The 13741-nt window shown below is 54.4% G+C and carries 12 protein-coding genes and 1 pseudogene; 8 read left to right on the top strand and 5 right to left on the bottom strand.

What is annotated here, in order from left to right; genetic code table 11:
* Window positions 1-15: 15 nt before the first annotated feature.
* Together VF639_RS03050 and VF639_RS03045 are read right to left on the bottom strand one after the other, a co-directional pair.
* Window positions 16-1107 (bottom strand): annotated as a pseudogene (locus VF639_RS03050) (ISAs1 family transposase).
* Window positions 1108-1498: 391 nt separating this feature from the next.
* Window positions 1499-3217, bottom strand: a complete 1719-nt coding sequence (locus tag VF639_RS03045; protein ID WP_331144408.1) for a trypsin-like serine protease — start codon at window positions 3215-3217, stop codon at window positions 1499-1501.
* 408 nt (window positions 3218-3625) lie between these two features.
* Here VF639_RS03045 and galK point away from each other — a divergent pair, with 408 nt between their 5' ends.
* The gene (galK, locus tag VF639_RS03040) at window positions 3626-4780 is read left to right on the top strand and encodes a galactokinase (RefSeq protein ID WP_331144407.1); all 1155 of its coding nucleotides are present in this window, start codon (window positions 3626-3628) and stop codon (window positions 4778-4780) included.
* Between the two features lie 93 nt (window positions 4781-4873).
* Complete coding sequence (locus VF639_RS03035) at window positions 4874-5932, top strand: UDP-glucose--hexose-1-phosphate uridylyltransferase (RefSeq protein WP_331144406.1); 1059 nt, start codon at window positions 4874-4876, stop codon at window positions 5930-5932.
* 415 nt (window positions 5933-6347) lie between these two features.
* On the opposite strand, the gene VF639_RS03030 is transcribed toward VF639_RS03035, so the two are convergent.
* A complete protein-coding gene (locus VF639_RS03030; protein ID WP_331144405.1) occupies window positions 6348-7172 on the bottom strand; it encodes a glycoside hydrolase 5 family protein in 825 nt (274 codons plus the stop codon).
* Window positions 7105-7440: a hypothetical protein gene (locus tag VF639_RS03025; RefSeq protein WP_331144404.1), complete on the bottom strand. Its 336-nt coding sequence runs from the start codon at window positions 7438-7440 to the stop codon at window positions 7105-7107. The genes VF639_RS03030 and VF639_RS03025 overlap by 68 nt, the downstream gene beginning before the upstream one ends.
* Before the next feature lie 547 nt (window positions 7441-7987).
* Between VF639_RS03025 and VF639_RS03020 the strand changes: the two genes are divergently transcribed.
* Window positions 7988-8503, top strand: coding sequence for a fasciclin domain-containing protein (locus VF639_RS03020; protein WP_331144409.1), 516 nt, complete (start codon window positions 7988-7990; stop codon window positions 8501-8503).
* A 238-nt stretch (window positions 8504-8741) separates the two neighbouring features.
* Window positions 8742-11075: an endonuclease gene (locus tag VF639_RS03015; RefSeq protein WP_331144403.1), complete on the top strand. Its 2334-nt coding sequence runs from the start codon at window positions 8742-8744 to the stop codon at window positions 11073-11075.
* Window positions 11076-11247: 172 nt separating this feature from the next.
* Here the strand turns inward: VF639_RS03015 and VF639_RS03010 are convergent, their stop codons facing one another.
* A complete protein-coding gene (locus VF639_RS03010) occupies window positions 11248-11538 on the bottom strand; it encodes a GNAT family N-acetyltransferase (protein ID WP_331144402.1) in 291 nt (96 codons plus the stop codon).
* 154 nt (window positions 11539-11692) lie between these two features.
* On the opposite strand from VF639_RS03010, the gene VF639_RS03005 reads away from it, so the two are divergent.
* The 4 genes from VF639_RS03005 to VF639_RS02990 all read left to right on the top strand — a co-directional run bounded on the left by VF639_RS03005 (window position 11693) and on the right by VF639_RS02990 (window position 13719).
* A complete protein-coding gene (locus VF639_RS03005) occupies window positions 11693-12235 on the top strand; it encodes a hypothetical protein (RefSeq protein ID WP_331144401.1) in 543 nt (180 codons plus the stop codon).
* A gap of 50 nt (window positions 12236-12285) precedes the next feature.
* Window positions 12286-12573, top strand: coding sequence for a hypothetical protein (locus tag VF639_RS03000; RefSeq protein ID WP_331144400.1), 288 nt, complete (start codon window positions 12286-12288; stop codon window positions 12571-12573).
* Window positions 12574-12765: 192 nt separating this feature from the next.
* Window positions 12766-13116, top strand: a complete 351-nt coding sequence (locus VF639_RS02995) for an ArsR/SmtB family transcription factor (protein ID WP_331144399.1) — start codon at window positions 12766-12768, stop codon at window positions 13114-13116.
* Window positions 13117-13149: 33 nt separating this feature from the next.
* Window positions 13150-13719 (top strand): ArsI/CadI family heavy metal resistance metalloenzyme, encoded by a 570-nt coding sequence (locus VF639_RS02990; protein WP_331144398.1) that lies wholly within the window; start codon window positions 13150-13152, stop codon window positions 13717-13719.
* The last annotated feature ends 22 nt before the right edge of the window (window positions 13720-13741 follow it).

The raw sequence follows: 13741 nt of genomic DNA, 5'->3' as shown, positions 1-13741 counted from the left end.
GCAAACGCATGAAGCTTAAGCGAGGAGCTGTTTGAGATACTCTATGTCATAGGCGGCCTTCACCCGCCGTTTTCCCAAGCTTAAGCCGTCGCGCTGTTGGGTGAGTACTTGCAGGGTGAGTTTACGCAAGGTGGCCAGGTTTTCCGGTCCGTAGCCCGTGCGTACCCGACAGGCATCTTCTTTCAGCGTCACGTCCAAATGCCAGTGCAAGTGGTTCTCGATGCCCCAGTGCCCGCGTGCCAACTTGCTGTAATAAAGCGGATTTTCTTCTGTCTCATCACTTAGGTAATAGCGTACCTCGTGCGTGGTTTCTCCCCCCACGCACCGGCTGGCCTCGACTTTGACCAGCGTCTGCAGCCCGGGTCACGCGGCGACGAACGAGGCATCCAGGCTGCTGGCCGGCAGCTGCCAACAGCGGCGCTGCTCGAACCGGTCACGGGCATATTCCCATGTTTGCTGCGCGCTTACCCCCGCAGTGGCCTGGAAGGCGCAGCTTACTTCTTCCCACAACTGGCCTTGATTGCGCTTGAGGGCCAGCAGATAATGCCCCTGCTGCCGCCGAATCTGGCCGGCAATGGCGGCCTGGCAGCCCATGGCATCGGTGGTGACGACGGCCTGGTGCAGGTCAAGTTGGGCCAGCAACTCGGGTAAGGCTGTGAGTTCGTTGCTTTTATCGGCCACCCGCTGCTGACCCACGCACAAACGGTTCTCGCTGACCCAGGCATTGACCAGGTAGAGGCCGGCATTGCCGGCGCTGCGTGGGCTCACGCCCCGCAGCTTTTTACCGTCTAGACAGATTTGTTTCTCGGCCAGCGTGTCGAGCAACGCGTGGCCGTGCTGCGCCAGACAGCCCCGGAGTAAGTCGGGGGAAAGGAGTTGAAATACCCGGTTAAACGTATCGTGAGAGGGCACCGTAGGCAGGTCAACCAAGTCGGCCAACTGCCGGGCGTGGGTCTGGGCAAACAAGACCATGTCTTCGTAATCGTGGCCGTTACTCAAGTACGTGCAGAGGCCAACTAAGAGTAAATCAGCCAAACGGTAGCGGCACTTCGATGCTTGACGGAAATCCTCTACTTGCAGAAAGTAATCACGAATAGGATGGCTCATGACCCAAAGCTAGGCCGCTGACAGCTTCATGCGTTTGCCCTGATTAGGAATAACGAAATAAAGTTTTTTGTTTTATTTCATTTAAATTGCAATTAAGATTTGTATAGCAATGTAAAGCAGGGCATTCTCGATTTCACGCACCAGATGCTTTTTTGCATAGTCTATTACCTAATAGCGGGTTCGTAAATTTTTCACTACTAACGTGCTAGTAGCAACCACACGTTCAGCGCAACAAGCCTAATGTTTATAAGTTGCTTGCTTAAATATGAGGAAGATGTTATGTATAGGCTCACAAGCATACAAAAGCCCTACAACAGAATGTATGTTGGAGGGCTTTTGTGTTTAAAAACTCTACTAGTTGCCTATAAATATTGCGCTTAAACTTAACAACCTAATGGGCAACTTGAACAAGTTGAGAGTGGGCATCTTTGCCACTACCTATGCGAAGAGTATAAAGACCGTTGGGCAATTCAAGTAGATCTAGCTTAACACGTCCTTGGTAAAATCTTCCAGTTTTCACAATCTTACCAAGATTGTTATACAATCTCGCATCAAAGTCTTTTGCCGGTAACTCGGCTGTTGAACTCTTTTGTGCCTGTTTAATATTACTTGGCTGCACACCAGATTGTATCTGTACTTCCTGTATAGTTAGCTCCGATGCAGCCGGATTAGGAAAGACAGTGTAGGCGCTTCTTCCTCTTGGCACAAAAAAATAGAAGGTTTGAGTTGTAGGTGCACAAACGCCTGGTCCTGTGGCTGTAATGTCAAGATAAACTCGCTCATTAGCTGTTCCAACTGGTCCGAGTTGAAAACCAACAACATTCGAACCAGGGCTACTTTGCTGTACAGTGGTTGTTGGAAATTGTGACGTGAAAGAATAAGAGATTGCAGCCGCGTTCGGATTGCCAAACGTACCTGCCGATACGGCCATGTGCACATAGCCGGTGGGAACATAATTGGCTATCTGTAAGGGGCTAGTTGAAGGACCAGGATTGCTGCTTGTATGATAAAATCCTGTAATCGGTGGTGCGCCACCCACATAAATCGTCGTTGTAATAGGTGTCGAGGCACATAGAGTCAGTGCACTAATAGTCACATATCCAGAAGCTCCTGGAGTTACGTTGGCGGTATATGAGCTACCCCTAGCACTAAAATTTGTAATTAAATTCCGCGGTTGTGCTTCCCATCTGATAAAATTACTGTTGCTAGCTAGCGGCCTATTAAGAGTGAAAGTATAAGCGTCACAGGAAGAGAAATCAACATTAATACTGTAATCGGATGTCATTTGGTCACTAATCCAATTGCAATAGCGTGATACTCGACTGTAAATAGTATAAGTATTGCAAAACCCACCGTTTTCTACTCCAACTAAAAAAGGGGTACCTAGCTGGTCACGCGCAATCAAAGGCCCCCCACTATCGCCGTAGCAACCCGCCGCCCCTCCAGTAGCAAATCCTGCTCCCAGCTTATTATTAGCATCAGTCACGTTCATATAGCCGAAATTCTGACGATACCAGTCGCCGACTATGTTAATGTCCGCAATAGGCATCTCTACAGCATTCAATTGATCAGGTCTTGGGCCATTAAAAGATGTATTACCCCAGCCAGAATTAGTAGCTATTGCTCCTACATCAGCTATTCCTGCGTCATCAGTACTTGCTGTGGCCATTTCAATAATTTGGGCATTTGGGCCAAGAACAATATCCGTAGATACATGCAGTAAGGCGATATCATTAAGACTAAAGTCATATGATACATCCTGATAATTGGGGTGCATAATTATCCTATCAACAGTTAATACCTGTCCTGAATTTCTCTGGCTGTCAAAAGTAACACCTGCATAAACTTTCAGGCTGTTAACGCTCTCACCATCCACAACGTGAGCAGCCGTCAAGATCCAACGGCTTCCTATGATGGATCCGCCGGTAGCCCCCTTTGATGTAGTAAGAATTACTTGCCAAGGCAATTGGTCAATCGTAGTTGGAAAGCCACCTACAATCTGGGGTACCGCATTAATAGGATTAGGCTTGCTGGCGCGATTCCGTTGAGCATTAGCTGACCACGAGCAGGCAAGCATTATGACAACTAGCATTGGTATTAAGTTTTTCATAAGCTTTTATTACATTGAAGATGAATTAATACTGATGTTACACGAATATAAAGTTTTAATATATAAATATACAAATAACAAGTTAAGTTTTTGTTAATAATTGTCTGAGAGGACAGACATTTCTCTCCATATCTGCAAGTCTGTCACCTGCTAATCAGGTTCACTATCTCAGACGCCAATATTGTTGTGTTTAACTATACAATAATAAATATGCTGTTATAATCAAGCTTTTTAAGTAGCACCTTCAAAGTAGGTTAGGTAAGAAAAGCCGATTTTAAGATAAATAAGCAAAGTCTACGATTACGTAGCAAGCTGTTTTTACGAGTTCATCCTATAGCCTGGGCATTTATTTCTTTTACATTAGCCGCACTTTCCAGTATGCCTTTCCCAATTTCACTTCCTTCTGCTATGCTCCACCAATCAGTAGCAAAGTCTTTCCAAGACCGATTCAACCACTCTCCCCTTCTGGTAAGGGCCCCGGGGCGCGTCAACCTTATTGGCGAGCACACCGACTATAATGGCGGATTTGTGATGCCAGCGGCCATTGACAAGGAAATATACTTTGCCGTTGGCTTGAATGGCACCACCACGGCACGGCTGTACTCCTACGACCTGGACCAGAGCTACGAAACGGAGCTGACGGAGGTAACGCGCGACAAGACCATGTGGGCCAACTACCTTAAAGGGGTAGTAGCACAGTTTCAAAAGCGGGGCCTGACCGTGCCGGGTTTCGACTGCGTATTTGGCGGCAATGTACCAATCGGCGCGGGGCTGTCGTCGTCGGCGGCGGTGGAGTGCGGACTGGCTTTTGCGCTTGATAATCTGATGGGCACCAACCTCGACCGGATGGAGCTGGCGCATATGGCCCAAAAGGCCGAACATGAGTTTGCCGGCGTGAAGTCGGGGCTTATGGATCAGTTTGCCAGCCTATTTGGCCGGCCGGGGCAAGTGATGCTCCTCGACTGCCGCTCCCTGGCCTACGAATACCTGCCCTTCGATACCGCTGCTTGTGGCATCGTGCTTTGCAACACCGGGGTGAAACACTCGCTGGCTAGCTCGGAATACAACCTGCGCCGCCAAGAATGCGAACAAGGCGTGACTGTATTGCAGCAGTATTACCCCGAGGTGGCATCGTTGCGCGACGCGACGCTGCAACAGCTTAACGCGCATCGCGAAGAGTTGGGCGACGTGGTGTACCGGCGGTGCCTATACGTGGTGCAGGAGAACTTCCGGGTTGAGGCCGCTCGCCAGCACCTCAATGAAGGTGATTTGGCCGCTTTTGGACGGGAGATGTACGCCTCCCACGCGGGCCTGCGCGACGACTACGAGGTTAGCTGCCGCGAACTGGACGTATTAGTACAGATTGCAAAAGCACAGCCCGGCGTATATGGGTCGCGCATGATGGGCGGCGGTTTTGGCGGTTGCACCATCAACCTGGTGGCCGTCGAGCACATCGAAAGCTTTGTGCAAAAGGCTACCGAAGAGTACAAGCGCTACTTAGGCCTGGAGCTGGAAACCTACCAGACTACCATCACCGGAGGCGTAGATATAATGAGTTTCTAGTTTCTGGTTTTCGGTTTCTGGTTGATAGTTGCGTTAAACCTCATCAGCCAGAAACCAAAAACCGAAAACTAAAAACCAAAAACCCGATAGAAAATGGCTGAATTCAACAGCGCTGAACACCCGCACCGTCGTTACAACCCCTTATCCGGCGAGTGGATACTCGTGTCGCCGCACCGCTCGAAGCGGCCGTGGCAGGGGCAGCAGGAAAAAACGGCCGTCGAGGTGCGCCCCACCTACGACCCTACCTGCTACCTCTGCCCCGGCAACACCCGGGCCAATGGTGCCGTGAACCCACCCTACGAAGGCACTTTTGTTTTCGATAACGATTTTGCGGCCTTGGTGCCCGACGTGCCCGCGGGCAGCATCAACGTAGGCAACTTGCTGCAGGCCGAAGCTGAATCGGGCGTGGGGCGTGTGATCTGCTTTTCGCCGCGCCACGACCTGACCCTGCCCGAAATGACCACTACCGATATTCGGCGGGTGGTAGACGTGTGGATAGACGAGTACCGCACGCTAGGGAGCCGGCCCGACATCAATTACGTGCAGATTTTCGAGAACAAAGGCCAGGCCATGGGTGCCAGCAACCCGCATCCGCACGGCCAGATTTGGGCGCAGCGCACGGTGCCGGTGGAGCCCGCCAAGGAAACCGTGCAGCAGGCCGCATACTTTGCCGAGCACGGCCGCAGCTTGCTCACCGACTATCTGGCCATCGAGGTGAAGGAGCAAACCCGGGTGGTACTCGAAAACGAGCATTTTGTAGTGGTAGTGCCCTATTGGGCGGTGTGGCCCTTCGAGACGCTGCTGGTACCCCGCCGCCACGTGCAGGACATCAGCCAGCTTACCGACGCCGAAAAAGATGCCTTGGCCGACATCCTGCGCCAGCTTACCATTCGCTACGACAACCTCTTCGAAATTTCCTTCCCCTACTCGGCCGGCCTGCACCAGCGCCCCACCGACGGCCAGGCGCACGAAAGCTGGCATTTCCACATGCACTTCTTCCCGCCCCTGCTCCGCTCCGCCACGGTGCGCAAGTTTATGGTGGGCTACGAAATGCTCGGCAACCCGCAGCGCGACGTAACGCCCGAGTTTGCCGCCGAGCGCCTGCGCAGCCTGCCGGATGTGCATTACAAGCAAACCAGTAAGAAAGAGTAGCACAGCAGTTCACTGCACTATTTAATTCTCAAGTTGCGAAGTAGCCGCGTAGCGGCTTCAGGTTTGTAGTGTTAGACCCGGAAGACGTTATGCGCCGCGTAGCGGTGCCAGACTTGCGGGCGTTTCTGGCACCGCTACGCGGCGCTGTTGCTCTTCCTGACTCCTTTTCTACAAACCTGAAGCCGCTACGCGGCTACTTCGCAACTTGAGTTAGCTGTTTGTTTACCTTAACAGGCCACTTGTCGGTGGAATGTTTTTTATGAATACGAGGCACTAAGCATTAAGAGCCTATCCACATAGGGAATGTCATTCCGACGCAGGAGGAATCTGAATGAAACCGTCAGAGAAGCCTACTCAGATTCCTCCTGCGTCGGAATGACAGGATTTATTCGTATAGGCTCTAAGCACTAAAAGCTCACTTACTGTTTAGCTTCTTGATGAGGTTGGTTTCGTCTTGGCGGTAGGGCGTGCCGTCGCGGTGGAATACTTCGTGGAACCACTCGATGGGCTCACTGCCATCGGCCAGGGGCGTTTCCCACTGATATTTGGTGTTGGTTTTGCCGTCAACCAGGCCCCAGTTGATGGCGCCCACGTTTTGCTTTTCAAGCAGGGGCATGATGGTAGCAAAGCGGCTGTTGCGGGTACGGGCCATGTATTCGGTGCAGATCAGGGGGCGGCCGTGGGTTTCGAGCAGCTCAATCACGCGCTGATGCATGGCGGCATCTTCGTAGTTATGGTAGGTGATGATGTCGGAGTTGCGGGCCTGGAACGAGTTGAGCGCGCCGTAGTCCCAGGCCCATAAGCCGACGCTCAGGGGCTGGTCGGGATTGACGGCGCGGGCCCAATTGAAGACGTTGCGCAGCAGCGGCATTGAGGAAACCAGCTTGCCGGAGTTGCCGGGCTCGTTGTACAGGTCCCACAGCAAAATGCGCTTGTCGTGGGCGAAGGTGGTTAGCACGTCCTGCACGTAGGGCTTGAGTTTGATGAAGGTGAGCGAATCACGGGAGGCGGGGTCGCCGGGGTCTTGCAGCCAGCCGGAATTGTGGATACCGGTTTTGGGCGCGGGCTGCAAACCCACTGTGAAGGACTTGTTCCAGCAGTCGTCGAAGAAGACGAACATGGTGGCAATGTGGTGCTTGTCGGCTATGCCGAGGTAGGTGTTTACGCGCTGCTTAAAGCCGTTGGGGTCTTGCTGCCAGGGCCTGGCTGTGCAGGAATACGCGCATGGTGTTGAAGCCAATGCCTTCAGCCCAACCTAGTTCCCGGTCGATGGTGGTGGGGTCGAAGGTGTCGGCTTGCCACATTTCCAACTGGTTGATGGCCGTGCTCGGGGTGAAGTTGGCGCCCGACATCCAAGGGTGCGCCCGGTACCAGGCCCAAGCCTTGTCGGTCGACCAGACCTGGCTGGCCGGGGCGTTAACGGCCCCTTTGGTTTTGATCTTGGTTTTTTGTGCCTGCGTGTTGCCCGCTACCGAGAGCAGCAACAGGAAGAAAAGCAACTTTTTCATACACGGGTGGGAAAGGCTGGTGGCGGATACTAGCTCGAAGAAAGAGGAAAGAATCAGGCATTGCAAACGGTTGGGCTTCGCGCGCTACTGCTTCGCTATACGCTAGCGGTTCACGCGCAGAAAAGCCAGCAGCCAGAATGCGTTTAATAGCTCGCCAGCACTTCAAGAAGCTGATGACAGCACGTAGAAACTGGTTGTGCGGCTGCTTGTGGATTACGCCGGATAAGTATCCATTGCTGTGCTTGCCCCGTATAGCCAACCGACGATATGTCGACTTCTCTCACAAAATCTCCCTCTCATGCTTAAGAACATCCTCTCTATCACCGCCCTGACGCTGGCCTTCTCGGTTGGCACCGCCACCGCATCTTTAGCCCAAGAAGCAGTAAAAAGCAAAGCGGACGGTGAAAAAACCAAGGTGAAAGACGGTGAAATGGTTACCAAAACCAAAGCCGACGAAGACGGCAAAATGAAGATCAAGGGCAAGGCCAACGATGGCAGCAAAATGAAGGCTACCACCAAGCCCCGCGAAGGCAAGGACATGAAGAACATGCAAATGAGCACCTCCGGTGCCTCGGCTAGCATGGGTACTTCCGGCGCGGGCGGCGTGATGGTAGGCGGCGCCATGATGACCCCCGACAAAGACATTGTAGACAATGCTGTAGGCTCTTCGGAGCACACGACGCTAGTGGCGGCTGTAAAAGCCGGTGGCTTGGTGGAAACCTTGAAAGGAGCTGGTCCTTTTACGGTGTTTGCTCCTACCAACGCCGCGTTTGAGAAGCTGCCCGCTGGCACCGTCAATACGCTGATAATGCCCGAGAACAAGCAGAAGCTCACGACCATCCTGACTTATCACGTAGTACCCGGTCGCCTGATGGCCGCCGACCTCAAGGATGGCCAGACCCTAACTACCGTGGAAGGCGAAACCCTAACTGTAATGGCCAAAGGCGGTTCGGTGATGCTGCGCGACGCCAAAGGCGGCACCGCCACGGTTACCATTCCGAACGTGGTATCCAGCAACGGTATCACCCACGTTATCGACACGGTATTGATGCCGACCAAGTAACTAGTCGGCTTGCTGAACAACTGAATAGTTGGTCGTTGAACTAGATGCAAAGGCCCGCTTCAACTGAAGCGGGCCTTTTATGCGTCCAGGCGAAGGAGCGCGGAAGCCATAGGAAGCCATAGGAAATCTGTTCTGTGCTACATCCTACCAGAAGGCAACTCGATAACAATATATTTATTTAACCATTGCGCTAGATTCCCGTCCTTTGACTGCACCCTCTTTACTCTCGCTTAGCTTCATGAAACACTTTTTCTCCCGAATGCTAGGGGCCGTGCTGACCTTCAGCAGCGTTGCCGTTTCAGCGCAAGTTATGCCGCCCGCCCCACCTGTTTCCCTGCAAGGACAGGCTCTTAAAGTGTGGCTGCGCCAGAACTGGTACGATGGGCAACGCACCGTGCTTAGTTACAGCGCAGCCCGCGGCAAGATGTACAACTACGTCGACAACCAGAACGGCAGCGTGGTATGCGTGTACTCGGGCTACACCGAAAATACGCCCTTGGACTCGATAAATACTAACCCTGGCGTGGTGAGCCGCATCAACTGCGAGCATAGCATCCCGCAGTCGTGGTTCAACGAGGAGGTACGAATGCGCTCCGACATTCACCATCTATTCCCAACGTATGACACCTGGAACTCCGACCGGGGCTCCGACCCTTTTGCGGAAATTCCGGATGCGCAGACGCTAAAATGGGTGCGGGGCACGCAGAGCCAGACGACGATCCCGACCGCCAACATCAACGAGTGGAGCGAGGATACCAACACGCAGTTTGAACCTCGTGAAGACCACAAAGGCAACCTGGCCCGGGCGGCGTTCTACTTCTACACCATGCACCAGAAGCAGGCCTTCGATCCGGGCAAAGACACCATCAGCGCCTTGGCCGACGTGAACACGCTCTACCAATGGCACCTTGCCGACCCAGTAGACGCCCGGGAGCGGGAGCGTAACCGCCGCGCCGCCAAAAGCCAGGGCAACTTCAACCCCTACATTGCCTACCCCGATCTGGTGGGCCGCGCATTCGGCTTTCAGACGCTGCCTACGTTTAGCTTCGCCACCGCCACGGGCAGTATAGCCGAGGGGAATACCGGCACTACCACCTACACCGTCACTGTAGTGCTGACGACCCCGCCACCGCCGCCTGCGCCGCTTAGGGTACAGGTGAACCTCGACCCTGCTGCTTCTACAGCCCTCAGCGGCTCCGATTTCACGTTTAGCTGGCCCCAATTCCTGCTATTCGGGCCTGGCCAAACCAGCCAGACTGTGACGATAACAGTGAATGGCGACGCCACGCCCGAGGCCAACGAAACGGTGGTGCTTCGGCTGCTGAATGCGAGCGACGGCGCGGCCATTGGCGGTCCGGCTACGCACGAGTTGACTATTACCAACGACGACGGCACCCCACCCTCCGTGCGCTTTGCGGCGGCCACCGGCTCTGTCATGGAAGGCAATGCTGGCACCACCACGTACATTGTAAACGTGACGGCTGAAAACATTCCGGCCGGCGGCGTGACGGTACCCGTAACCGTAGATGCCGCCAACACCACCGCCACGGCCGCCGACTTTACCTTGAATACCAGCTCATTGACTTTCGCGGCTGGCACGGCCGCGCAAACGGGCACCGTGACTGTAACCGTGCCGGGCGACCTAACGCCGGAAACCAACGAAACGGTGCGCTTGCGCCTCGGCACGCCAAGCAATACCAATGTCTTGCTGATTGCGCCTACTACCCACACGCTCACGCTACTCAACGACGACCAGGCGCCGGCCGGTTCGCCGTGTACTGACCTCTATTTCTCGGAATACGTGGAAGGTGCGGCCACCAACACCAAGGCGGTGGAGATTTTCAATCCCACCGGCACGTCCATCAATCTGGCTGGCTTCCGTGTTGAGCTGTACGCCAATGGGTCGAGCACACCTACCGCCACGCAGATGCTGACGGGCACTATTGCCCCCGGCGACGTATACGTGGTGGCCAATACGGGTGTGGTGTCGCCGGTGGTGCTAGCCCAAACTGATTTGCAGTCGTCGGTTGGCTTCTTCAATGGCGACGATGCCATTGCCTTGATGGAAGGCTCTGACACGCTCGACATCATTGGGGTAGTTGGAGTTGACCCCGGCACCACCTGGACCATTCCCGGCGGCGGCTCGACCACCGACAACACGCTGGTGCGCAAGCCCAACGTGGCTCGCGGAGACGGGCGCTGGAGCGTAGCGGCCAGCACCTGGCAGGCAGTAGGCACCGATGTGTACACCAACCTAGGCAGCCACACCAGCACCGCCTGCATCGTAAGCTCGACTACCAAGAATATTTCCTTAAACACCGGCATAGCAGTTTATCCAAACCCGGCAGCTACCACCGTACAAGTGAAGATACCCGGATTGCGCGGCCAGCATAGTGCCGATATTCGCCTCTACAACGCCCTCGGCCAGCTAGTGCTAGCTCAAGCCCGGCAGCTAACCGGCGCCGACACGGCTACCCTCAACGTGCAGAAACTCCCCACCGGCCTGTATTCAGTACGAGTGACAGTAGACGGAGCCCGTTACACCAGTCGGTTAGTGATTGGAAGCGAATAATAAAACAGCGAGTAATGCGAGTAATGAAGAAGCAGTGAGCTCATCCTGCTCGATCTAGGGTCCGCCTGCCGAAGCATCTCACCGGTGTGGTAAACTCAACGTCAGCACACGAGATATTTCAACTTCGTCGCCGGCTACGCGGACGCTAGATCGAGCAGGATGGGTTCATTGTTCACTGCTCATTGTTCTCCAGCAGTTCGTTGTACTCGGGGTGGCGCTCGACGAAGGAAGCCATAAACTTGCAGCTGGTGCGCACCTGCAGGCCTTGCTGCTTGGCGTAAGCTAATGCTTCGCGGGCCATGGCCTCGGCAATACCTTTGCCGCGCAATTCCTCGTCGACGAAAGTGTGGGCGAAGTCGATGGTGCCGGGGCTAGGCTGGCTGTAGGCTAGCTCGGCGGTATAGCCATCGACAATGGCCGTAAATTCTTGCTCTTCGGGATGGTGCTCGATGGGGATGGACATAAGGTGATGGTCAGGCAAAAGAGAAACAAGGAAGAAATACGCGGCCCGCATTTTTTTGGCTGTATTCCGACCACACACCGCTCAGTCTGCGTATGCACTGCTAGGCTTGAGTATACCTCACCGTCCTGGTTCCCACCCTTCAGCTTTTTCACTGATGCAAAACAGCCCCACTTCCGACAACGTTGATCCGCAGAACACCGACGACTTCAACAACGCGCCCAATAAGTACCCGGAAAACCTGGAGCGCGGCGTCAACGACCCCAACGACCATAGCCACGTGTCGCACAAGTCCACCTACGGCACCCCGCAGTACGGCGACTTCGGCCACCCCGACGCACAAAACAGTGCCAGCACGCAGCCCGATCGGCAAGCCGGAGTCAACCCAGGCGGCGAGGCGGCCCCTAGCACCATTGACCCCAACCAGCGCGGCAGCGTGCCCCAAAACCTGAACCCCCAGGAGGCAAACCGGGTGAGCGACAGTGACTACGACGAACAGCGCGAAGGTTGGGCCAAAGATGACCCGCGCTACGGCGGCGGCACCCGCAATTGGCGCACCAACGAGCCCGCTAACCACAGCACCGGCACCGAGCCCGAAACCGCCGACTCGGAACGCAACCCCAACGACGGCAGCAACGACAATCCCGACGAATTCAGCGCGCTGCGTCCCGACAAAGGCCAAGATATTCCTGGCAAGTAAGAGCATAGCCATTCCGCAAAGCCTTTTGCCACCACTTCATTCCCCCTATCATGGCAGATAAAAAGCAAGATCAGAATCAGCAGCAGGACCCAGCGGCTGCCCTCGACCCAAACTCGGGCGCCAACCTAACAGAAGAACAGCGCAAGCACCGTGAGGAGCTCTACAGCTACAAGAAAGACGAGGAAGGCACCCTCGATACGTCGGCCCGCCTGGAAGACGAAACCACCGGCATTCCGGAGGATACCAACCACGGCCCCGACGCCTCCAATACCATACATAGAGAAGGTGAGTTCTCGGATCCGGGCTTCAACAACCCTTTCGACGACAACAACCGCTAGGTTACAACCAAGTGTTTAGATGACTTAAAAAAAGCCCTCTGCTATTTGCAGAGGGCTTTTTTGTGTGGTACAAGTGGTGCTACGCATTGCCCGGAAAGCTGCATGGCAGCACTTGCCCTGACTTCTTTCTGCTGTCGTTTATTTTTATTCTGTCTATGCCGTATGTTTACGACATACTACATAGCAAAGCAAATGTCTTACGCTAAGCTTACCGAGTTCACGACCGAGCAGCAGCAGTTAGCTCGCGCCGCCAAGGCCCTGGCACATCCGGCCCGGATTGCCATCATTCAACTGTTGGCCTCCAAGAAAACCTGCATTTCCGGCGACATCGCCGCTGAGTTACCGCTTTCGCGCACCACGGTTTCGCAGCATTTGCAGGAGCTGAAAGCCCTGGACTTGATTCGGGGTGAAATTGACGGGCTAACGGTGTGCTACTGCCTCAATACCGAATTACTGAACCAAGTTTATCAGCAGTTCACGGCCTTTTTCGTGGAAGCTACGGCTACCGCCTGCGACCCGAACAGCGCCTGTTCAGGCTGCTAGGTTTCTTTTGTTCACCTCAAGCCTTCTGGCCCTATGAATTCTTCTGTTTTTCCTCGGATGCACGTTTCGTTGTATGTCTCCGACCTCACGGCTACGGTTAACTTTTACACCGCTTTTTTCGGGCAGCCGGCAACCAAAATCCGTCGCGGCTACGCCAAGTACGTGCTCGATAAGCCATCGTTGATTATCTCGTTTGTAGAAAATCCGGGGCGGGTAGCCAGCAATTTCGGCCACCTCGGGTTCCAGGTGGAAACTGTCGAAGAAATGGAGCAGCGCCTGGCGCAGGCCCGCACCACGGGGCTGGTGGCTCGGGAGGAAATGGGCACGGCCTGCTGCTACGCCAAGCAAGACAAGTTTTGGGTAAACGACCCCGACGGCGTGGAGTGGGAAGTGTACTATTTTCACGAAGACGCCGAGTTCAATGACCCACGCTACCAGCAGGAATACGATGCAGCACCCAACAGCGCGTGCTGCATCGCGCCGGCTGTTATTACCGCTACTCCCGAAATTCTTAACATTGCCTCTACTCCTTTCCTACTAGCTGATAGCAGCACAGCCACCTGTTCAACCGACGTTGGCTGCAGCTACGGGCACAGCAGCTAGTTGAGCATTTACTGGTGGTAGA

It is taken from the genome of Hymenobacter sp., from assembly GCF_036387835.1.
In the GTDB taxonomy this organism is placed as follows: Bacteria; Bacteroidota; Bacteroidia; order Cytophagales; family Hymenobacteraceae; genus Hymenobacter.
The sequence above is the reverse complement of the archived record's forward strand: the minus strand, read 5'-3'. Positions and strand labels throughout refer to the sequence as shown.